General features: G+C 65.2%; 18 protein-coding genes. 10 read left to right on the top strand and 8 right to left on the bottom strand.

From position 1 onward, the window contains the following. Positions 1-134: 134 nt before the first annotated feature. From B3873_RS20650 to B3873_RS20625, 6 genes are all read right to left on the bottom strand, one after another. Entirely contained in the window at positions 135-1511 is a 1377-nt protein-coding gene (locus tag B3873_RS20650; protein ID WP_039785950.1) for an aspartate aminotransferase family protein, read from the bottom strand. Between the two features lie 190 nt (positions 1512-1701). Then, positions 1702-2604, bottom strand: coding sequence for a GNAT family N-acetyltransferase (locus B3873_RS20645; protein ID WP_039785952.1), 903 nt, complete (start codon positions 2602-2604; stop codon positions 1702-1704). Positions 2605-2653: 49 nt separating this feature from the next. Continuing rightward, positions 2654-4135 (bottom strand): NAD-dependent succinate-semialdehyde dehydrogenase, encoded by a 1482-nt coding sequence (locus B3873_RS20640; protein ID WP_286868716.1) that lies wholly within the window; start codon positions 4133-4135, stop codon positions 2654-2656. 75 nt (positions 4136-4210) lie between these two features. Then, the gene (locus tag B3873_RS20635; RefSeq protein WP_286868715.1) at positions 4211-5566 is read right to left on the bottom strand and encodes an NAD(P)/FAD-dependent oxidoreductase; all 1356 of its coding nucleotides are present in this window, start codon (positions 5564-5566) and stop codon (positions 4211-4213) included. Positions 5567-5698: 132 nt separating this feature from the next. After that, positions 5699-6625, bottom strand: coding sequence for a 2-hydroxyacid dehydrogenase (locus B3873_RS20630; protein ID WP_209532039.1), 927 nt, complete (start codon positions 6623-6625; stop codon positions 5699-5701). A gap of 20 nt (positions 6626-6645) precedes the next feature. Beyond that, positions 6646-7533, bottom strand: coding sequence for a GNAT family N-acetyltransferase (locus B3873_RS20625; protein WP_209532038.1), 888 nt, complete (start codon positions 7531-7533; stop codon positions 6646-6648). 157 nt (positions 7534-7690) lie between these two features. On the opposite strand from B3873_RS20625, the gene B3873_RS20620 reads away from it, so the two are divergent. From B3873_RS20620 to B3873_RS20585, 8 genes are all read left to right on the top strand, one after another. Continuing rightward, positions 7691-8155, top strand: a complete 465-nt coding sequence (locus tag B3873_RS20620; RefSeq protein WP_286868709.1) for a hypothetical protein — start codon at positions 7691-7693, stop codon at positions 8153-8155. A gap of 14 nt (positions 8156-8169) precedes the next feature. Next, on the top strand, positions 8170-8838 hold the full coding sequence (locus B3873_RS20615; RefSeq protein WP_034332087.1) for a haloacid dehalogenase type II: 669 nt from the start codon (positions 8170-8172) through the stop codon (positions 8836-8838). Between the two features lie 206 nt (positions 8839-9044). Next, a complete protein-coding gene (locus B3873_RS20610; RefSeq protein WP_414651555.1) occupies positions 9045-10664 on the top strand; it encodes an ABC transporter substrate-binding protein in 1620 nt (539 codons plus the stop codon). Positions 10665-10798: 134 nt separating this feature from the next. After that, positions 10799-11470 carry a response regulator transcription factor gene (locus B3873_RS20605; protein ID WP_286868706.1) on the top strand — a complete coding sequence of 224 codons (672 nt, stop codon included), beginning with the start codon at positions 10799-10801 and terminating at the stop codon, positions 11468-11470. Then, entirely contained in the window at positions 11467-12822 is a 1356-nt protein-coding gene (locus B3873_RS20600) for a sensor histidine kinase (RefSeq protein WP_286868704.1), read from the top strand. Before B3873_RS20605 ends, B3873_RS20600 begins: the two co-directional genes overlap by 4 nt. A 93-nt stretch (positions 12823-12915) precedes the next feature. Then, positions 12916-13479: a cytochrome b gene (locus tag B3873_RS20595; RefSeq protein WP_286868702.1), complete on the top strand. Its 564-nt coding sequence runs from the start codon at positions 12916-12918 to the stop codon at positions 13477-13479. A gap of 299 nt (positions 13480-13778) precedes the next feature. Beyond that, the gene (locus B3873_RS20590; RefSeq protein ID WP_414651557.1) at positions 13779-15848 is read left to right on the top strand and encodes a c-type cytochrome; all 2070 of its coding nucleotides are present in this window, start codon (positions 13779-13781) and stop codon (positions 15846-15848) included. Between the two features lie 244 nt (positions 15849-16092). Continuing rightward, positions 16093-16470, top strand: a complete 378-nt coding sequence (locus B3873_RS20585; RefSeq protein ID WP_039785798.1) for a hypothetical protein — start codon at positions 16093-16095, stop codon at positions 16468-16470. 19 nt (positions 16471-16489) lie between these two features. Here the strand turns inward: B3873_RS20585 and B3873_RS20580 are convergent, their stop codons facing one another. Together B3873_RS20580 and B3873_RS20575 are read right to left on the bottom strand one after the other, a co-directional pair. After that, a complete protein-coding gene (locus B3873_RS20580; RefSeq protein ID WP_414651556.1) occupies positions 16490-17899 on the bottom strand; it encodes a sensor histidine kinase in 1410 nt (469 codons plus the stop codon). Positions 17900-17901: 2 nt separating this feature from the next. Continuing rightward, positions 17902-18579, bottom strand: coding sequence for a response regulator transcription factor (locus B3873_RS20575; RefSeq protein ID WP_286868700.1), 678 nt, complete (start codon positions 18577-18579; stop codon positions 17902-17904). A 227-nt stretch (positions 18580-18806) separates the two neighbouring features. On the opposite strand from B3873_RS20575, the gene B3873_RS20570 reads away from it, so the two are divergent. Continuing rightward, positions 18807-19955 carry an efflux RND transporter periplasmic adaptor subunit gene (locus B3873_RS20570; protein WP_286868699.1) on the top strand — a complete coding sequence of 383 codons (1149 nt, stop codon included), beginning with the start codon at positions 18807-18809 and terminating at the stop codon, positions 19953-19955. Then, positions 19948-22746, top strand: a 2799-nt coding sequence (locus tag B3873_RS20565; RefSeq protein WP_286868697.1) for an efflux RND transporter permease subunit, incomplete at its 3' end; no start/stop codon positions are given. The genes B3873_RS20570 and B3873_RS20565, both read left to right, overlap by 8 nt.

Raw genomic sequence — 22746 nt, 5'->3', positions numbered from 1 at the left:
GGTTATTCGACTCAGCCTGCCGGTCTGCCTCGCGTATCGCACGCAGCGCAATCCGGCAGGATGTAGCAGGGCATTTTAACCCCTCCGGCGGCGATTTCCCCATCGTGCCGGAGGCGATACTCGCATGGGCCGGCTCAGCGCACGGCCTGGCGCACCTCGGGTTGGGCCAGCACTTCATCGAGGATGGCCCGCAGGCGCGCAAACATCAGCGCGAAATCCTCTTCCGTGTAGCACAGCGCGGGCGCAAAGCCGAGGATGTTGTCGCCGAAGGCGCGGAACACCAGTCCATGGCGATAGGCCACCTGGAAGATGCGATCGTGCAGCTTCAACTCGGGTGCAAAGCGGGCCTTGGTCTGCTTGTCGGCCACCAGTTCCAGTGCGCCCAGGAGACCACGGCTGCGCGCATCGCCCACCAGCGGATGATCGAGCAGGGCGCGCAGGCCACCGGCGAAGACCGGTTCCAGGCGTCGGCCGTTTTCCAGCAGACCGCCTTCCTCATAGAGCCGCAGGACCTCCAGCGCCACCGCCGCACTGACCGGATGGGCCGAGTAGGTCTGGCCATGGCCGACCACGGTGCTCATCGGTGCGCCATCGGCAATACCGTTGTAGACACGGTCCGACATCATCACCGCGCCCATCGGCGCATAGCCGGCGGTCAAGCCCTTGGCCATGGTCATCAGGTCGGGCTGCACGTCTTCGTCCAGGCAGGCGAACATCGGGCCGGTGCGGCCGAAGCCGGTGATGACCTCGTCCACCACGAACAGGATGTCGAGCTGGTTGCAGGCCAGCTGCATGGCCTTGAGCCAGCCCTTGGGCGGCACCACCACGCCACCGGAACCCTGGATCGGTTCGCAGAAGAAGGCGGCCACATTGTCCGCGCCCAGTTCGGCGACCTTGTCGCGCAGCGATTGCACCGAGGCCGCGATGATCGCTTCATCGCCCTGCAGCTCGCTGCGGTAAGGGTAAGGCGAGGGCAGGTAATGCTGGGTCGGCAGCGGCAGGTTGAAGTTGTAATGGAAATTGGGCAATGCAGTCAGGCCCGCGCCCACCGAGGACGAACCGTGATAGCCACGCTGCAGCGAGATGAAATGCTTTTTGGTCGGCTTGCCGATGGAGTTGTGATAGTGCGTGATGTAGCGAATGGCCGCATCCACCGCATCGGAACCGCCCAAGGTGAAATACACGTGCTTGAGCGACGCCGGGCTGATGTCCACCAGTTTCTTGGCCAGCAGGATGGCCGGTTCCGAGGCGAAATGGAAATAGCCGGTGGCATAGGGCAGGCGCTGCATCTGCTCGGTGGCGGCACGGATCACGCTCTCCTGGCCATAGCCGGTGTTGACGCACCACAGTCCCGAAAAGGCATCCAGCAGCTGCTTGTCCTGGTGATCGGTCAGGTAGGCGCCGTGGCCCGACTTGAGGATGATGGGTCCCAGTTCTTCATGCTCGCGGAAGCTGGCAACGGGGTGGATCAGGTGGCTGCGGTCGAGCGCGGCCAGGGCGGAAGTTTGCATAGAGGTGGACTCGCTGAAGATGCGTTGAACAAGGCCGTGCAGGCAAACGGCACAACCGGCATGTGTTCTATCCTATGCCCTCGGCCTCGCAGGCGATGCGCAAGATGCGGGGCTGAAAAAGCATCTTCATGGGTTTTGCGCGCTGCTGCGGCATTTTCTGCGGCAGCAGCGCGGACACTTCAGCCCAGCCTCAGCCCAGCGCCTGATTGACGATGGAAAACAGCTGCATGCCCGCATCACGTACCGGCGGCTCACCCTTGCACATGCGCGTGACGTGGTCCACGCAGGTCAGGCCCAGCTTGTCGAACCAGGCCGGCAGGCCGCTCGATTCGAAGACGTCGATGCGGATGAAGGAGTCCGAATAAGTATTGATCCAGTGTGCGATCAATCCCTTGGCGCGTTCCGCGTCGGGTGCCACCACCGGCCCGATCACGCGGCCATGGCCGAAGCGGCGCACCAGCGCAAAGCCCAGCATCTCGCCATCGCGGTCCAGTGCCACGCCTTCGGATATCTCCAGCAGGGCCAGCAGCAGCTTGCTGCGATCCATGCCGGTGGCCTGCGCATCCAGTTCCAGCAGGCGATGGACATCATTCTTGCCCATCGGCCGCACGCGCTCGCCCGGTGGCAGCGACACCAGCACCGGCTGCGCTGACGAGCCCTGGAACTGGTGCAGCACATCCTGCTGCACGAAACCCAGTTGCTTGTAGAGCGGCATGCCGGCCGCCGTCGCGTTGACGATGAGGCTGCGGCCATTGACCTCGCTGGCCGCATGCTGCATCAGCCGCCGTCCCAGGCCGCGCCGCTGCAACTCGGTCTGCACCAGCAGCATGCCGATGACTGCATGATGCTCGCCATAGGTGGTGCAGACCACGCTGCCGACGGTGCGCAGCGCCGCGTCCGCGGCGGTGTTTTCCAGCAGGTAGCCTTGCCCCATCTGCAGCAGGAAATTCCAGTCTTCCAGCCGGTGTGGCCACTTGAAGCGCAGCGACAGCCGGTGGCAGTGGCCCAGGTCATCCGTTGCAATCGGCCGCAAGAGCAGGTCGGGCAAGGGCTCGCGGGCGGTCTCGGGCTCGTGGGTGGACAGCGCGGGCATGGTGGCTCCTGTTGGTTTCAGTGAGAGGGGCAGCTAGGCAGGGGAGGACTCAGAGCTGGCCCTGGCAAACGTACTTGGTGTGCAGGTAATCATCCAGGCCATGCACCGAGCCTTCGCGGCCATAACCGGATTCCTTCACGCCGCCGAAGGGCGCGGCTTCCGCTGCCAGCGCACCTTCGTTGACGCCCACGATACCGCTTTCCAGCGCATCGGTGACGCGATGGATGCGGCGCACATCGGTCGAATAGAAATACGCAGCCAGACCGAAGGGCGTGGCATTGGCGGCGGCGATCACTTCCTCTTCCGTCGAGAAGCGGGTAATTGGTGCCACCGGTCCGAAGGTCTGCTCGCAGCTGCATTGCATCTCGCCGGTGACGTTGGCCAGCACGGTCGGGGCATAGTAGTTGTCGCTTTCGAAGCCGGAGCCCTGCAGGCGCTTGCCGCCGGTGATCACGCGCGCACCGCGTTCGATGGCGTCGCGCACGTGCTGGTCGATCTTGCCAATGGCGCGGGCGTTGATCATCGGGCCGATCTGCGAAGCCGGATCAGTGGCCGGGCCGACCTTCAGTGCCGCCACGCGCGCCCCGAGCTTGGCCACGAAGGTTTCATAGACCTTGTCTTGCACGTAGATGCGGTTGGGGCTCACGCAGGTCTGGCCGCCATTGCGGAACTTGGCGGCCATCACGCCATCGATGGCGGCGTCCACATCGGCATCATCAAAGACGATGAAGGGCGCATTGCCGCCCAGTTCCAGCGAGAGCTTCTTCAAGGTGTCGGCCGAATGGCGCGCCAGGTGCTTGCCGACGGCGGTCGATCCGGTGAAGCTGATCTTGCGCACGCGGCCATCGGCCAGCCACACATCGACCACTTCCGGGGTACGTTCGCGCGAGGCCGTGACGATGTTGATGACCCCGGCCGGCACGCCCGCTTCCAGCGCCAGGCGGATCAGCGCCAGTGACGTCAGCGGCGTATCCTCGGCCGGCTTGCACACCACGGTGCAGCCCGCGGCCAGGGCCGGGGCGATCTTGCGGGCGATCATCGCCGCCGGGAAATTCCACGGCGTGATGGCCGCCACCACGCCCACCGGTTCCTTCAATGCCATCATGCGGCGGCCGGTGACCGGTGCCGGGATGATGTCGCCATTGGCGCGCGTGGCTTCTTCACCGAACCATTCCACGTAGCTGGCGGCATAGGCCACTTCGCCCTTGGCTTCGGCCAGCGGCTTGCCCTGTTCGCGCGAGATCAGGCGGCCCAGGTCTTCCTGGTGCGCCAGCAGCAGATCGTTCCAGCGCTTGATGATGGTGGCGCGCTGCTTGGCCGGCGTGGCGCGCCAGGCCGGGAAGGCAGCCACGGCCGCATCGACGGCGGCGCGCGCGTCAGCGGCGGTGCCGTCCGGCACGGTGGCAAACACCTGGCCAGTGGCCGGGTCAGTCACGTCCAGTACGCGGCCATCGGCCGCTGCGCGCCAGTCGGCGCCGATCAGTTGGGCGCCGGGCATCAGGTCCTGGCGTTGCAGAGTCAGAGAGGTCATGGTGAGCATTCAGCAAAAGTTAATGCAACTATCAACGAGCATTCAATAAAAGTTAATGCAGCCAGCGGCGCATCATCAGGCCAGCTTGTCCTTGAGCTGGTAATACAGGCCGATCACCGGCAGGAACCACGGCGGCCCGAAGTGGCCGGGGATGGCCGGCCATTCGCGTTCGCGCCAGGGGTTCGCCAGCGCGTCACCCGCCATCACTTGTGCCATGCACTGGCCCATGTGCACCGACATCTGCGTGCCGTGGCCGCTGTAGCCCATGGAGTAATACAGTCCGTCGCGTTCGCCAGCCTGCGGCAGGCGGTCGCGCGTCATGTCGACCAGGCCGCCCCAGCAGTAGTCCAGGCGCACCTGGCCCAGCTGCGGGAAGGTCTCGTGCAGGCCCTGGCGCAGGATCTCGCCGCTGGCCGCATCGGACTGCGGACTGGAAATCGCAAAGCGCGCCCGTCCGCCAAAGACCAGGCGGGTATCGGGTGTCATGCGGAAATAGTGGTGGATGTTGGCCACCGTCGTATAGGTGCGCTGCCTGGCCAGCATCGTGGCAGCGCGCTCGGCGCCCAGCGGTTCGGTCACCACGATGAAGCTGCCGATGGGCACGATGCGTCGGCGCAGCCAGCCGAAGCTGCCATAGGCACCGTGACGGCTGGCCCCGGTGGCCAGCAGCACCTGCTTGGCCGTGATGGTGCCGCGTGCGGTGTGGACACGATGCGCGTGGGTGTCGCCGATGCGTTCCAGGCGTCGCACTTCGGTACCGGTATGGATGGCCGCGCCGTGACGTTCGGCCGCCGTGGCCAGGCCCCAGGCGAAGCGGCCCATGTGCATCTGGCCGCTGCGCTTGTAGAGCAGGCCGCCGTGGAAGCGCTCGCTTTGCACCTCGGCGCGCACGCGGGCGGCATCGAGGATCTCCACATCGCTGTCCACGCCATCGGCGATGAGACGGTCGGCACTGCGTTGCAGGGCGTCCATCTGGTAGGGTTTGGTGGCCATCTTGAGCTTGCCGTGGCGCAGGAAATCGCAGGCGATCTGCTCCTGCTCCACCAGCCGTGCCACCGTGTCGACCGCGTCGTCATAGGCGTGATACCAGGCGCGGGCTCGCTCCACGCCGACCTTGGCGGCGACCTCGGCATAGTCCACCGCGAGGCCGTTGTTGACGTGGCCGCCGTTGCGGCCCGAGGCTTCCGCCGCCACATGGGGGCCGGCTTCCAGCACCACCACCGAGGCCCCGCGCTTGGCGAAAGCCAGTGCTGCCGACAAGCCGGTGAAGCCGCCGCCGACGATGGCCACGTCAACCTGCGTGGGCAGCTCGCGCGTGGGGGAGATGAACAGCGGTGCAGAATCGGTCCAGTAGGATTCCAGCTTCATGGTCGGGGCTTCAGGCAGGTGAATGGGGAAAGGTGAGGCGGCAGACGCACTGCGCCACGTCATCAAGGATAGAACGCAAAGGCCAGCGCCGTGACGCGAACTGCACGCCGCCAGCGGCATGGCATGCCGTTGTGGCGGGGCGGTTCGGCATTTTGTTTGCCATGCGGCATCTCCGGATGAAGTGACGGTGAGGCATCAGTAACCGCGTTGGCGATCGATCAGGCCCAGCAGCGGCAGGCCCGCGCGATGGCGGCGCAGGTTTTCCAGCACCGCATCGACCGCGCCATCGGGCTGGGTCATGCTGGCGATGTGCGGCGTGAGCACGATGTCGGGATGGGTCCAGAAGGGATGGCCCTGCGGCAAGGGTTCGGTCTCGCACACGTCCAGCACGGCGGCGCTCAATTGGCCGTCATTGAGAGCGGCCAGCAGGTCGTCTTCCACCAGATGGCCGCCGCGTCCCACGTTGACCAGCGCGGCACCGCGCGGCAATTGCGCAAACAGCTCGCGGTTGAGCAGGCCACGCGTATCGTCGGTCAGCGGCACCAGGCACACCAGCACATCGGTACGCGCCAGGAAGTCACGCAGGCCATCGCTGCCGCTGTAGCAATCGATGCCGTCCATCTGGTGCGCCGAACGGCTCCATCCCGCGCAGGGAAAACCCAGTCCGTGCAACTGCTGCAGCACGGCGCGTCCCAGCATGCCCAGTCCGAGCACGCCGACGCGGCAGGCCGAGGCCGGGCGCACGCGATGGGCGCGCCACACCTGGTCACGTTGCTGGCGCGCATAAATCCGGCTGTCACGATGGAGGCCCAGCACGGCGTGCGTCACGTACTGCACCATGCCGGCGGCAATGCCTGGCTCGGTCATGCGCACCACCGGCAGGTCCGGGGGCAGGGTGGACATGTCGAACTGGTCGATGCCGGCCCCGACCGAGAACAGGATTTCCAGATGGGGGAAGCGCTGGGCGATATCCTCCGGCGGCGTCCATGCGGCCAGATAGCGCACGCTGCTGCCATCGCCTTCATGCGGCCAGATATGGAAGGGCAGCTCAGGGGCCTTCTCGGCAAACAGTTGCGCCCATTCGGCGCCGCGTACCGGATCGGCCTTGTAGAGAAAAGTCATGGTGGTCTCGTGCGGGCCGTTCAGCCCAGTGCCTGGTTGATCATGGAATAGGTGCGCCACGCGGTGGCGGGCGCGGGCGGGGTGCCACGGCACATGCTGACCACGTTGTCCACGCAGGTCAGGCCGATCTCTTCGAGCCACGGTTTGAGGCCGGTCCGGCCCGGCACGTCGATGCGCAGATAAGCGCCGGGATAGGCGTTGATCCAGTAAGCGATGAGCGTCTTCGCATCTTCCACATTGCTGGCGATGACGGGGCCGATCACGCGGCCGCGCCCGAACTCGCGCAGATAGGCCACGCCCTTGACCTGGCCCGCCTGTTCCAGCACGGCCACTTCAGAGGTGTCCAGCAGCGGCACCAGCAGGGCGCTGCGGTCCATGCCGCTGGCCTGGCGGTCCAGTGCCAGCAGATAAGGCACTTCGTCCTTGCGCAGCGGGCGGATGCGCGCGCCTGCGGCCAGTACCGGGGTGGCACGCGCGGTGGTGCTCTGGTGCTGGCTCAGGGTGTCGGTGACCACGAAGCCCAGCTTCTCATAGAGCGGGCGTCCGGCCTCGGTGGCATTGAGGATGACGTTGCGCGTACCGGCATCCTGCAGCAGGCGCTGCATCATGGCGCGGCCCAGGCCACGGCCTTGCAGGGCATCGGTGATGATGACCAGGCCCAGCGAGGCATAGTCCTCACCGAGCGGGCAGAGCATGCCGCTGCCGGCCACGCTGCGCTTGCCATCGGGTTCTTCCAGTTCCACCGCCCAGCTGCTGCTGACCTGATGATGGAACTGCCAGTCGGCCAGCCGGTGCGGCCAGTAGAGGTGCAGGCTCATGGCGTGGCAACTGGCCAGGTCCTCGGGGCGCATGGGGCGCAGGGTGGTCTGTACGGCCTGTCCGGCCGGGAGCGTGCTTTGGGTAGTCATGCAGCGTGTCCTTGTCGATACGGTGGCGATGCGGATGAGGCGGGGTCAATGGTCCCTGTTCCGTCAAATCCTATAAATATATAAATAGTTTGCTGGTTTCGGTCTTCTCGCGCTGCGGGCCGCGCCCGCTGGCCGGTTCCGCAACGCTACCCCAGCGATGATGCACCTGGCGCGGCATTGCGCGGCAGTTTTCAAGCCTGCCAATTCGCAATCTTATGGCGATCTGCCCCCTCTTCTCGGCACAAAATTGGGCGGCACCGGCAGTAGCATGATGCAGCCCCCGCAGGTTCTGCTTTGGCAGGCCAGCGCGGTGCGCAAGCAGATGCGGAGCAGGCATCGCCTGCGCAAATGCAGTCCCGGACATGCGCCAGCCTGCGGACACGATCCGCACCAGTTTGGTGAAAATGCCCCAAAGCAGCGCACCCGGCTCGCATTGCTGCACTGCTCGGCAAGCTATGCTGATTGGACCGCAGAAAACACATATTTCTGTTTCGCGGCCCGGTCAAAAAGGAATAAATCGCAAGTTTCGCTATGTTGTAATCCTTCTCATGCAGTCAACCGCAATCCCGCAAGCAAGCAGCCTCCAGCGCAGGCCCAACAGGTGATGCGCCCCCTTTTTTGACAGGACGATTTTCCATGAGCATTTTCAAGCCCAAGTTCATTACCTTCGATTGCTACGGCACCCTGACCCGTTTCCAGATGTCGGAAACGGCACAAAAGATTTACGCCGATCGCGTCTCCGCCGAAGACATGCCGTTCTTCCTGCGCCAGTTCGCGGCCTATCGCCTCGATGAAGTGCTGGATCAATGGAAGCCCTACGAACAGGTCTGCAAGAACGCCATCACCCGCACCTGCGCGCGCTGGGGCATCAAGACCACCGACGAGGAAACCGGTGCCTTCTACAAGGCCGTGCCGACCTGGGGCCCGCACGCCGACGTGCCGGCCGGCCTGTCCAAGGTGGCCAAGGAATTCCCGCTGGTGATCTTCTCCAATGCCGACGACAGCCAGATCATGCACAACGTCGAGCAACTGGGCGCACCCTTCCACAAGGTCTTCACCGCCCAGCAGGCACAAGCCTACAAGCCGCGCCTGAGCGCCTTCGAATACATGCTCGACAACCTGAACTGCAATCCGGAAGACGTGCTGCACGTGTCCTCCAGCCTGCGTTACGACCTCATGCCGGCCTCCGACATGGGCATCAAGAACAAGGTCTTCGTGGCCCGCGGCCATGAACCCTCGACCCCGTATTACGGCTACACCGAAATCAAGGACATCTCCGGCCTGCCGGGCGTGCTGGGTCTGTAAGGCGCTTGTCAGCAGTCAGCAGTGAGCGGGAGCTGCAGGGCTCCCGCGCAGTTTCCGTATTTCCCGGTGTGCTCCCGCCCTGGTATCAATGTTGCGAGGAGTGTGCCGGACCAACAGGCGGCGTGCCCTCCCGAGGGATCTGCAACATGCAGACGGCAGGGCAGGCCGGTGGTCTTCGTGGTTGAACTTTTATCGTGAGGCATTTCATGAGCAAGCAGGAAAACGGACATCACCCCAAAGAGGGTTTCATCATCACCGGCGATGCGCTGGACCAGGCCCCTGGCGGCTTCACCCGTCGCGACATGATGCGCACCCTGCTGGCTGGCAGCCTCATGACGGTCGGCGGCACGGGCCTGCTGACGGCCAGCGGCAGCGTCATGGCGCAGACCGGCAAGCGCGGCGGCAAGATGCGCATCGCCACCCAGACCAGCTCCACTGCCGATACCCTGGACCCGGCCAAGACCGCGCACTCCACCGACTACACCCGGGTGCACATGTTCTACAACGGCCTGACCAAGCTCGATGGCAAGCTCGCACCGCAGATGGTGCTGGCCGAAGAAATGCTGACCACCGACGCCATCACCTGGACCGTCAAGCTGCGCAAGGGCGTGGTCTTCCATGACGGCAAGCCGTTCACCCCGGCCGACGTGGTCTACTCGATCATGCGCCACAAGGATCCGGCCACCGCATCCAAGGCCAAGACCCTGGCCGACCAGATCGAGAGCGTCAAGGAAACCGGCCCCAATGAAGTGACCGTCACCCTGGCCGCGCCGAATGCCGACCTGCCGGTCATCGTCGGCACCTTCCACTTCCACATCGTGAAGGCCGGGACCAGTGATTTCAGCACCGGCATCGGCACCGGTCCCTACAAGCTCAAGGAATTCACTCCCGGCATCCGCTCGGTGGTGGTGCGCAACGAGAATTACTGGAAACCCGGCAAGCCCTATCTGGACGAGATCGAATTCGCCGGCATCGGCGACGAGAATGCGCGCGTCAACGCCCTGCTCTCGGGCGGACTCGATCTGGTGGCCAACCTCAATCCGCGCTCCATCGAGCGCGTCAAGGGCAGTGCCGGCTTTGCGGTACTGGAAACGCCATCCGGGGCTTATACCGACCTGATCCTGCGCAAGGATGTGGGCCCCGGCAGCAACCCCGATTTCGTGCTGGCCATGAAGTACCTGATGGACCGTGAGGTCATGCGCAAAAACATCGCACGCGGCCATGCGGTGCTGGGCAATGACCAGCCGATCGATCCGACCAACCCCTTCTACCTCGCCGGCCTGCCGCAGCGCCAGATGGACCTGGACAAGGCCAAATACCACCTGCAGAAGTCCGGCGTGAGCGGCAAGATACCGCTGGTCTGTTCGGCGGCGGCCATGTATTCGGTGGACATCGCCACGGTGCTGCAGCAGACCGCACAGCGCGTCGGACTGGACCTCGAACTCAAGCGCATGCCACCGGAAGGCTACTGGTCCAACCAGTGGCTCAGCAATCCGGTCGGCTTCGGCAACGTCAACCCGCGCCCCAGCGCCGATGTGCTGCTCACGCAGTTCTTCCAGTCACAGGCGGCTTGGAACGAGTCGCGCTTCAAGAGCGAGAAGTTCGACCAGTTGCTGACCGCAGCACGGGCCGAGATCGATGCCGGCAAGCGCAAGCAGATGTATGGAGACATGCAAACCATCATCCATGAGGAAGCCGGGATCGGCATCCCCATGTTCCTCGCCCTGCTGGATGGCTACAGCAGCAAGGTCAAGGGCCTCTCGCCGATTCCGCTGGGCGGCATGATGGGATACTCCTTTGCCGAGCATGTATGGCTCGAATCGTGATTTGATCCATACAAGCCGGAGGGCTTTCCCGACGGCGGCCTGGCTCACTTTTCCGCAGTCACTCGCGCTTTTGCCTTAGACTCTGGCACCATCCGGTCCAATGGCCGGATGCATTGAAGGAGGCATGGCAAGCGATGCGAATACTGCTGGTGGAAGATGACGCCATGATCGGCGAGGAAGTCCGCGCGGCCCTCCGGGAGGCCAGCTACGCGGCGGACTGGGTGCGCGACGGCAACGCCGCGCATGCTGCCCTGGACCAGCAGGACTACGACGCCGTCCTGCTGGATCTGGGCCTGCCCGGTGCCGATGGCTTGCAGGTACTGCGCCAGTTGCGCCGGCACGCCGCCACCCCGGTGCTGATCCTGACCGCCCGCGATGGCGTGCAGGACCGCATCGACGGACTCGACAGCGGTGCTGACGACTACATCCTCAAGCCCTTTGCCATGGGCGAATTGCTGGCGCGCCTGCGCGCGGTGATGCGGCGCAAGTCGGGGGCGGCTACGGTAGTACTGGACAACGGCGAACTGTCTCTGGATCTGGCCGACAAGACCGCCCGCTGGCAAGGCCAGCCGCCAGTGGCGCTGTCGGCCCGAGAATTCGCCCTGCTGCAGGCACTCATGCATCGCCCTGGCGCGATCCTGTCGCGCAGCGAACTGGAAGAACGGATTTATGGCTGGGGCGAGGAAGTGGAAAGCAATGCGGTCGAATTCCTGATCCATGCATTGCGCAAGAAACTGGATCGTACGGCCATCAGGAATGTGCGCGGCATGGGCTGGATGGTGGCGCGCGGAGCAAGCGTTTCATGAAACACCTGCAGCGATCCCTGCAAGCACGGCTGTCGCTGGCGCTGACGCTGGCCATTCTGCTGGTGGCCCTGGGTGCCGGCGTCTTCGGCTTCCTCAGCGCCTATCGCGATTCGATCCGGCAGCAGGACGACCTGTTGCTGCAGGTGGGCACACTCATCGCCCGCCTGGGCGGTACCCTGCCCGCGGATGGGGCCGAGGGCAGCTATCCCGGGGCCGATCATGAATCGCGCATCAGCGTGCAATGGCTCCCCGAGCCAGGCCAGAGCCTGCCGGCTGCTACCGCCTTGCCGCTGCCGGCAGGCTTGCAGGACGGTTTCCAGACGGCCGTCATGTTTCATGAGAATTTCCGCGTCTATGTCCAGCCGCTTGCTTCCGGCCGCCGCATCGCGCTGGCGCAGGAGACCGATGTGCGCGATGGCATTGCCTCGCGCAGTGCCTGGCGCGCAGTCATTCCCGTCCTGCTTCTGGTACCGGTGCTGCTGCTGGCACTCCGGCACATCATGCGCACGCTGTTCGCGCCGCTGGCCCAACTGCGCCGCGAGATCGACCAGCGGCGCGATGACCAGCTCGATCCCTTGGCCACCCAAGGCCTGCCCCTTGAAATCAGCCCCTTCGTCGACGCCATCAATCGCCTGCTGGCGCGTGTACAAGGCGCGATGACGGCACAGCGCCGCTTCGTGGCCGATGCCGCGCACGAGTTGCGCACGCCCCTGGCCGCACTCTCGCTGCAGGCCGAAGGGCTGCAGCACAGCGACCTATCCGATACCGCCCGCGCACGCTTGCAGCGTCTGGAACAGGGGCTGGAGCGGGCGCGCACGCTGGTCACCCAATTGCTCGCCCTGGCGCGCGTCCAGGATCAGATGGCAGCCTCGCCGCGCACCCGGCTGCTGCTGCGCGAGGCCGTGCGCCCGGTGCTGGAGGACCTGCTGCCACTGGCTCAACAAAAGGATATCGACCTTGGCGTGGACGGACTGCTGGAGGTCGAGGTGGACAGCAATCCGGTAGAACTCGGATTGCTGCTGAGCAACCTGATCGACAACGCGATCCGCTATACGCCGCCGGGGGGCTGCATCAGCCTGGCGCTGGCCGTAGCGGCTCAGACACCGCCGGGTCGCGTGCGTCTTGAGATCACCGACAATGGTCCCGGCATTCCGGCCAGCGAGCGCGAGTGCGTGTTCCAGCCCTTCCATCGACTCGATCCCGCAGCCGCTCCCGGTGCTGGCCTGGGGCTGGCCATCGTGCAGTCGGTGGCAGCGCGGCTGGATATCATGATCGAGCTGGCGGCAACGGACGAGAAATCACAGACCGGATTGCGCGTGATCCTGGATATTCCTGCGCCGGGCCAGGCCTGAGTCAGGTTTGGTCAGCAGTTTCTTGCGCGAGGCTAATGCTGAACTAAGTTTCCTGACTTACCATGCAGGCTCATTTTTCCAATGGGAACCCAGATGAACAAAACCAATAATGCCCTCGGGCAAGGCACCCGCTACCACCCCCTCTACGCCGCGCTGCACTGGCTGATGTTCGTCCTGTTCGTGGTGGCGCTGGCCACCATCGAATACCGCGACGACATCCCCAAGGGCGACCCGCTGCGCGACCTGCTGCGCACGGTGCACATGCATGCCGGTCAACTGGTCCTGATCTTCGTCGTGGTGCGCCTGATCGCGCGCAAGCTGCTGGGCGTGCCGCCCGAACTGCCGCTGCCGCGCCTGCAGCAGCTGGGCGCGAGCGCCGTGCACCTGCTGCTGTATGCCGTGATGATCGGCCTGCCCATCACCGGCATCCTGTTCACCCAGGCCGGTGGCCGTGATGTGGTGTTCTTCGGCATGACGCTGCCGGTGATTCTGGCCAAGGACATGGCCGTGCGCGGTCCCATCAAGGAAGTGCATGAATTCATGGGCAATGCGGTGTATTTCCTGGTCGGGCTGCATGTGCTGGGTACGCTGTGGCACCAGTTGTTTGATCGCATGCCCATCCTGCAGCGCATGTCCTTGCGCTCGCCACGCAAGTAAGCGGATTCGCCACCCGCGCAGCGAATGCTGCGCCGCCTTCGTCGACCACGCCATCCGGACATTTCGGGTGGCGTTTTTTGTTGCGAAAGGCCGGTTTGTGAAATCCATCAAAAACCTGACAGAGGCCGCGCCAGCGGTCTTTGCGGAAGATCAAACGCCTTCCGATCAGCGCATCGATGTGGTCACAGTGCAAGGTTTAAATGGGGCAGGTTTCACTCTCGGAATAACGATCCGGACCCATCATGACAACACTTCACCGCCCCCTTCTTCCCCTGATTTTTCTCTTGCTCGCCGCGCTGATGCTCTGCTCACCGCTGGCCACTGCCGCACCGGCCATCGCCATGCCGACGAGCGCGGCCAGCCTGAGCGACGATCTTCCTTCCGACTTCAGCGACGCACTCGATGCCAGTACCCGCGAGCAAGTTCTGCGCGGCCGCTATGTCGCCCGGCTGGGCGACTGTGTGGCCTGCCATACCCAAGACAAGCGCAAGCCGATGGCTGGCGGCCTGGCGCTGGAGACGCCGTTCGGCAAGCTGTATTCCACCAACATCACGCCAGATCGCCAGACCGGAATCGGGCAATACAGCTTCGCCCAATTCGATCGCGTCATGCGTGAGGGCGTAACGGCGGACGGTCGCCATCTTTATCCCGCGATGCCCTACCCGTCCTACGCCAAGATGAGCGAAGAGGACATGCGCGCGCTCTATGTCTACCTGATGCAGGCGGTCAAGCCGCTGGCGCTACCCAACCGGCCGCTGGAGATGTCCTTCCCCTTCAACCAGCGCTGGGGGATGGCGCTATGGAACATGGCCTTCCTGCAAGCCGGTCCATTCCGGCCCGATCCTGCACAGTCGGCCCAATGGAATCGCGGAGCCTACATCGTGCAGGGGCCGGGGCACTGCGGGGCCTGCCATACACCGCGGGGTATCGGCATGCAGGAAAAAACCATGAGTGAATCCGGCAGCAATGGCCCGCTGTTCCTCTCCGGCGAGACGGTGGAGAATTGGCGCGCGCTCGACCTTCGCGGCCGCTGGCAGCCCGCGGATGTGGCCGGGCTGCTGCGCACCGGCAGCAACCGCTTCGGTACGGTGGCAGGCAACATGGTCGACGTGGTCCAGCACAGCACGCAATACATGAGCGACGAGGATCTGCTGGCCATCGGCACGTATCTGGCCAGCCTGCCCTCGCCCGCGCGCCAGCGCCCGCCGCAGGCCACCGCCGCACCCGTCGCCGCTGCCATCCCGGCCGACCTCTACCTCTCGCGCGGCGGGCTGGGTTACGTGCAGTTCTGTGCCACCTGTCATCGTAGCGACGGCAACGGGGTGCAGGGGCTGTTCCCGCCGCTGGCGGGCAATCCGACCCTGCAAAGCAATGAGCCCGCCTCGCTGATCCACATCATGCTCACCGGTTGGCGTGCGGCGCGCACCCATGCCCAGCCCAAGGCAATGAGCATGCCGGCGTTTTCCGCGTTGAGCGATGGCGAGATTGCCGAGATTCTCAACTTTGCGCGGACCAGCTGGGGCGGCCGTCCACAGGCGGATATCAGTGAGCGCCAAGTCGCAAGGCTGCGCGCCGAACTGGGCGCGCAGCCGGCAAATACGGTGGGGCCGCGCTTCGAAGCGCCGCGCCTGGCTGACATGCTGAAAGAAAAAAATGCCACACAGCTCATCCTTGGTGCCCGCCTCAATATCGAGACGGGACGCCTGCTGCCGCAGCACGTCGGCAACGGACTGAACTGTGCCAGCTGCCATCTCAATGCGGGCACCGTCGGCGGCGGGTCGCCCTATGTGGGCGTGTCGGCCGCCTTCCCGACTTATGCGGCACGGGCCGGGCGTGTCATCACGCTGGAAGATCGCATCAATGGCTGCTTCCCACGCTCCATGGATGGCAAGCCACTGCCGCCGGGATCGCAGGACATGCAGGCCATGCTGGCCTACATCGAGTGGATGCGCCGTGACGCGCAGCCCGGTGAAAAAGTACCGGGACGTGGCATCGGCAAGATCGATCAGAAACTCAAGCCCGATCCGGTCAATGGCGAACGCATCTACCACGCGCAGTGTGCCGCCTGCCATGGCGCGCAGGGCGAAGGCATCCGCAGCCCGTCCGGCCAGTGGGTCTACCCGGCGCTGTGGGGCGCGCAGTCCTTCAACATCGGTGCCGGCATGGCGCGCACTTACACCGCTGCCGCCTTCGTCAAACGCAACATGCCGATCGCCCTGCATGACCGTTTCCCGCTAGGCCAAGGCGGGCTGTCGGACCAGGAAGCGGTGGATGTGGCGGAGTTCTTCACGCATCAGCCGCGTCCCGACTTCGCACCCAAGACCAGGGACTGGCCGCGGGACAAGAAACCGGCCGATGCGCGTTACTGAACCTTCTGGTCGACGCAACAGCCGCGACAGCCAGCCTGATGTCAGGAAGGCTCGGTACCATGATCGATACGCACGCCTGAAGGTGCTGCCGGCCAGTTGAACGCAGGGTGGCCGGCGCTTCGCCCTCGCTGACGGACCGGTCAGTCCATGCCACGGTCTGCTCCCTGCGAGATGGCGCTGACAGGCGGCGAGCAGCATCCCGGCACGCCCTGATGTCAGCCTCAGCCAATGAAGGAGCAAGCGCATGAATGACAAGACCCGCACCACCCCGATTGCATGGCTGCCGCAACCGGAAGAGCATGATTATCCGGCCGCCCAGTCCTATCTCAATCTGCTGTACGACGATGCGCATTGCGCAGAGCTGGTCCGTAAGTTACGCGCCGCGCCCATGTCCGGCTTCAAGGCCAAGGATATTCTGCGTGCCTCGGGACTGTCGCCGCTGGGCGTGAGCAATGACCACGTCGAAAAGGACATCAAGAAAATCCAGTCCGGCACCGCGCTTTCCCCGTTGCTCCTGGTGCGCCAGGAAGGCCAGCGCACCGTGGTGGCGGATGGCTACCATCGCTTGTGCGCCGTCTACAGCATCGACGAGGACGCCTCCATCCCCTGCAAGATCGTCTGAACGGCAGCGTCCTCAGGCCTTACTGCAGCGCCGTCGATCCGCACGGGAAGTGCAGCCGGCAGGCTGCCCCCATGCCATCGCCGCGATTGCTCAGGGTGATGCTGGCACCATAGCCGTCCAGCACGGCGCGCACGATGGCCAGTCCCAGTCCGGCGCCGCTGGTCTGCCCCTGCTGCGAAGCGCGACCGCGATAGAAGCGTTCGAACAGTTGCGGCTGGTCGCCACTGGCGATGCCGGGGCCGCGATCAAGCACTTCCAGCGTGGCCCCGTCACCCTCGGCAAATACGCGGATCTCCACCGCCGAATCGGGCGCGGAGAACTTGATGGCGTTGTCCAGCAGGTTGTTCAACACCAGCAAGGCAGCGCGCTCGCCCACGCAGGCGTGGACCGTCTCCGGTGCGTGCAGCTCCAGCCGGATGCGTCTTGCAGCGGCCGTGCCTTGCCATCTGGCGATGGCCTCGCGCATCACCGCATCCAGCGCAATGCGCTCGGGTTGTCGGCTTTCCTGACCGGCATCGAGGCGCGCCAGCTGCAGCAGCTCCTCGACCATGCTGGTCAGCCCGGCCACTTCCTCCAGACAGGATTGCAGGGTGGCCACCTGCTCTTGCACCGAGCGCGGCCGCCGCAGCGACAGCTCGATCTCGGTGCGCAGGCGCGACAGCGGTGAGCGGATCTCATGGGCGGCATTGGCCGTGAAGTTGCGCTGCAGTTCAAAGGCGCGCTGCAGCCGTGCCAGCATGGAATTGAGCGTGTCCACCAGATGCCCGATCTCGTCATCGCTGCCCGGATGCGCGAGCCGCTCGCCCAGGCTGGCATCGCTGATGCGGCGCGCCTGCGCGGCGATGCGCTCGACCGTGCCGAACAGGCGGCCGGTGAGAATCGCCCCCGCCGCCGCCAGCGCCAGCAGCAGCGCCACGGCCAGGCCGCCGAACAGCAAGGCGGCTGATTCGACGATATGGTCCGCATCGTCCAGCGAGCCGGCCACCAGCACCGCAAACCGGCGCTCGCCCAGCTTGACCGGCACCGCCGCCATGCGCAAGGGTTCTTCGCTCGCCTTGGGCAGGGTTTCAAAGACGGTCTGTCCGCCCTCCAGGCGCTTGAGCAGGTCGGCCGAGACCGGCAGGGTTCCCGCACCCAGGTTGTTGCTGCGCGCGAGCACCTGGCCGTCGGCATCGATGATCTGTACCAGCCGGTCCAGCCGCACCAGCGAAGGCGGTGCCGTACCGGCACGCGGTTCGTGGACGTGGATGGCATCGGGCGCACCCTCCACCAGCAGGCCCGCCTCGGTCTCACCCAATGCCAGCAGCGCGGCATCGAGCTGGCCCAGCACGGATTGCGAAAGCAGCCACCAGCCCGCCGCCGCCGCACATGTCACGATCAGCACCACGGCCAGCATATGCACCAGCAGCAGCCGTTTGCGAAAACCCATGCTCATGGCGCGCCGTCACCGCGCATGCGAAAGCCCTGCCCTCGCAAGGTCTCGATCAGCGCCGGCCGGCCATCGGCTTCGATCTTGCGGCGCAGGTTCTTGATGTGGACGTCCATCAGGTTGTCGATGGCGATCAGGTCGGCATGCCAGACTTCTTCCGCCAGTTGCTGGCGGCTGACTACCTGGCCGCTGTTGCGCACCAGCAGCACCAGTACGGCGTATTCCTTCTGCGTCAGGTCCAGCCGCTGGCCGTCGCGCATGACCTCATGCGCCAGCAGGTCGATGCGCAGGTCGGCCAGCTGCAAATGCAGCACCTGCAGCTGGCGCGGACGACGCAGCAAGGCATGCAGGCGGGCCAGCAATTCCTCGAAGGCGAAGGGCTTGGCCAGGTAATCGTCGACCCCGGCATGCAGGCCCTCGACCTTCTCGCCCAGCGCATCGCGCGCGGTCAGCATGAGGATGGGCCACAGCACCTGCGATTGGCGCACGCGCCGGCACAGCGCCAGACCGTCGATGCCGGGCAGCATGCGGTCGAAGATGGCCACGTCGAAGGGACGATCCAGCAGCGCCAGCGCCTCTTCCGCACTGTGCGCCACCGTCACCGCGAAAGCTTCTTCCTGCAAGCCCTGGGCCAGCAGTCGCGCGGCTTTCATGTCGTCTTCCACCAACAGGAGTTGCATACCTTTCCATTCACGTGCGTCATCGAGATCGGGATTAAACCATGGGCTGGCGGCCCGTTTCCTGAAGAAACATTCAGAAACCCCGGAAACCAGGCCCCCTATCATAGCGACGTTTTCTGCAGCGCGGCCCACGGCGACGGCCCGGCGGCGCGGCTGCAAGACACAGCGGCGACTTCGCCACGCGGACACCCGTCCCTCCCCCCAACCGCACAGTCCACGGTGCCACCATGAAAACCAGAATCTCCACGCGCAGCGGCGTCCTCGCCCTGCTCGGCGCAGCCGCTTTGCTTGTCATCGCCGTACGCGGCACCCTGCCGCTCATGGCCGGCGAGCTCAAGCCGAATCCGGCCGCCAGTCCCACGCTGACCCATGAAGGCGAGGCCATCGTCGTTCCTGCGGGCTCGGCGCTGCGCAGTACCCTGAAAACCGCCACCATCGAGGCCCGTCCGATGGCCATCCCCTTCAGCCTGCCGGCCGTGGTGGAGGCCGATCCGGCCAAGCTGGCCAGGATCCTGCCCCCGACGACCGGGCGCATCGTGCTGCTGCACAAGCGCCTGGGCGATGCGGTCAAGGCCGGCGAAGTCTTGTTCGAAATCGATTCCTCCGACCTGGGCCAGGCCGTCAGCGATGCGCGCAAGGCGCAGGCAGCGGTGCAGCTCGCACGACGCAATCTGGAACGCCAGCGCAGCCTGGACCAGGCCAACATTTCCGCGCGGCGCGACCTGGAACAGGCGCAGAGCGACTATGAGCAGGCCGACAGCGAAGCCGCCCGCGCCCAGGCGCGCGTGGCCGCACTCGGCGGCAACGCAAGCAGCAGCGGTGCCGCGCGGCTGGCGGTGCGCTCGCCCGTGAGTGGCCACGTGATCGAACTCAACGCCGCCGCCGGCAGTTTCTGGAACGACGCCACGGCCTCGGTGATGACGGTGGCCGATCTGTCCTCCGTCTACGTCACCGCCAGCGCCCAGGAGAAGGACCTGGCGCGCCTGCGCCCCGGCCAGGACGCCGATCTGACGCTGGACGCCTATCCGGGCCAGGTACTGCCATCGAGGGTGCAATCGGTGGCCCAGGTACTGGACCCGGATACCCGCACCGTGAAGGTCCGCATGCGCGCCGCCAATCCCGATGAACGGCTCAAGCCGGGCATGTTCGCCCAGGCCACCCTGCACGAGCCGTCCCGGCCCGGTCTGCTGGTGCCCATGACGGCGGTGGTGCAAAGCGGCTTTGCCAATCGCGTCTTCGTGGAAGTGGCCCCGTGGAAATTCGCCGCCCGCAAGGTCAGCCTCGGCGCGCAGATCGGCGATGCGGTCGAAGTGACCGCCGGTCTGGCATCGGGCGACCGCGTCGTCACCCAGGATGGAGTGCTGCTCAATGATTGAACGTCTCGTCAACCTCTGCTTCCAGCGCCGCGGCATCGTCCAGCTGGTGTTCCTGCTGGCCGCCCTGTACGGCTGGTATTGCTGGAACCAGCTGCCGCTGGAGGCCTATCCCGACATCGCCGACGTCACCTCGCAGGTGGTCACCCAGGTCAACGGCCTGGCCGCCGAAGAGGTGGAACAGCAGATCACCATTCCGCTGGAGCGCCAGATCATGGGCACGCCGGGCATGCACGTGATGCGCTCGGAGAGCACCTTTGGCCTCTCGCTCATCACGGTGGTCTTCAATGATGGTGCCGAAGACTACTGGTCGCGCCAGCGCCTGCAGGAGCGCATCGCCGCCGTCAGCCTGCCCTATGGCGCGCAGCCGGGGCTGGATGCGCTGACCTCGCCCATCGGCGAGATCTACCGCTATACCCTGCAATCGAAGACGCGCGACCTGCGTGAACTCTCCGAGCTGCAGTTCTGGAAGGTGATACCGCGCCTCAAGCAAGTCTCCGGCGTGGTGGATGTGTCCAATTTCGGCGGGCTCACGACGCAGTTCATGCTGCAGCTGGATCCGGCCAAACTGGTCAAGTACAACACCTCGCTGAGCCAGATCAGCCAGGCCATCTCGGCCAACAATGCCAATGCCGGCGGCAGCATCATGAAACGCGGCGAACAGGGCCTGGTCATTCGCGGCGTCGGACTCATCCGCAGCCTGGACGACCTGGGCAATATCGTGGTGTCGCAAAAGAATGGCGTGCCGGTACTGGTCAAGGATCTGGGCCAGGTGGTGCTGGGCAACCAGGAGCGCCATGGCGTGCTGGGCATTGATGGCCAGTCCGATGCCATCGAAGGCATCACCCTGCTGCTGAAGAACGAGAATCCCTCGCGCGTGATGGAAGGCGTCCATGCGGCCGTGCAGGACCTCAACGAACACATCCTGCCCAAGGACGTGAAGATCGTGCCCTACATCGACCGCAGCAAGCTGGTGGACGCCACCGTGCATACGGTCGGCAAGACGCTGGTGGAAGGCATGCTGCTGGTGTCGCTGGTGCTGCTGCTGTTCCTGGGCAGTGCGCGCGCGGCGGCCATCGTGGCCATGACCATTCCGCTGTCGCTGCTGACGGCCTTCATCCTGATGCATCATTTCAAGATCCCGGCCAACCTGCTGTCGCTGGGGGCGATCGACTTCGGCATCCTGGTCGATGGCGCCATCGTGCTGGTGGAGAGCGTGCTGCGCCTGCGCGAAGAACGTCCGCAAGGCGAGATTACCGGTGCCGACATCCAGCAGCTGATGCGCCAGCTGGCGCGGCCGATCTTCTTCGGCATGCTGGTCATCATCATTGCCTACCTGCCCCTGTTCGCCTTCCAGCGCATCGAGTACAAGCTGTTCGCGCCGATGGCCTTTGCGGTTGGCTTCGCTTTGCTGGGCGCGCTGCTGGTGGCCTTGCTGCTGACGCCTGGCCTGTCGTGGCTGGCCTATCGCAAGCCGGTGAAGATTTTCCATAACCCGGTGCTGGCCTGGCTGGAGCCGCGTTACCGCCAGGTGCTGGGACGACTGGTCGGCAAATCCCGCTTCGTACTGGCCGCCACCGCCCTGACCCTGGCCGCCATCGGGGTGCTGGGAGCGACCATCGGGCGCGACTTCCTGCCGTATCTGGATGAGGGCTCGATCTGGCTGCAGGTGCAATTGCCGCCGGGCGTGTCGCTGGACAAGGCCAGCGAGCTGGCCGACCGGCTGCGTGCCGCGACCCGCGAGTTTCCCGAGGTCGAGCACATCGTGACCCAGGTGGGCCGCAATGACGATGGCACCGATCCGTTCACGCCCTCCCACATCGAGGCTGCGGTGACGCTGCATCCCTATTCCGAATGGGCCTCCGGCTGGACCAAGCAGGAACTGACCGCGCACATGGCCGAGCGCTACAAGAAGCTGGCCGGCATCGATGTCGGTTTCACGCAGCCCATGATCGATGGCGTGCTGGACAAGCTCTCCGGCTCGCACAGCGACCTGGCGGTCAAGATCTACGGCAACGACTTCGGCGAGATGCGCGTGCTGGCCACGGCCGTGCAAGGCGTGCTGCAGGACGTGCCGGGCGCGGCTGACGTGGTCATCGACCAGGAGCCGCGCCTGCCCCAGGTGCGCGTGAATGTGGACCGTGCTGCCGCCGCCCGGCTGGGCATCAACGTGGCCGACATCATGGCGCTGATCCAGACCGGCATCGGCGGCAGTCCGGTGACCCAGGTCTTCATCGAGGAACGCAGCTACAACGTGGCCGCCGTCTTCAATGGCCGCGCCCGCTCCACGCCCGAGGCGCTGGGCAACCTGACGCTGGTGGCCGCCAACGGTGCGCACATCGCGCTGTCGCAGGTGGCGCACATCACCATGGAAGATGGCGAGACCACCATCACCCGCGAGATGAACCGCCGCCACCTGACGGTGCGCCTGAACCTGCGCGGCCGCGACCTGGCCTCCTTCCTGGAGGACGCCAAGGCACGCATCGCGCAGCAGGTGCAGTACGACCACGGCCGCTACCAGATCGCCTGGGGCGGCCAGTTCGAGAACCAGCAACGCGCCCAGGCGCGCCTGGCGCTGATCCTGCCGATGGCGCTGGCCCTGATGTTCGTGCTGCTGTTTGCCGAGTTCAAGAACCTGCGCCAGCCTGCGCTCATTCTGCTGTGCGTTCCGCTGGCCACGCTGGGCGGGCTGGTGGCACTGCATCTGCGCGGCATGACGCTCAACGTGTCCTCGGCGGTGGGCTTCATTGCCCTGTTCGGGGTGGCCGTGCTCAACGCCATCATCATGATGTCG

Origin of the sequence: Herbaspirillum sp. UBA812, assembly GCF_002296545.1 — a bacterium.
GTDB classification, from domain to species: Bacteria; Pseudomonadota; Gammaproteobacteria; order Burkholderiales; family Burkholderiaceae_D; genus Herbaspirillum; species Herbaspirillum huttiense.
This window is presented reverse-complemented; position numbering and strand designations above follow the sequence as displayed.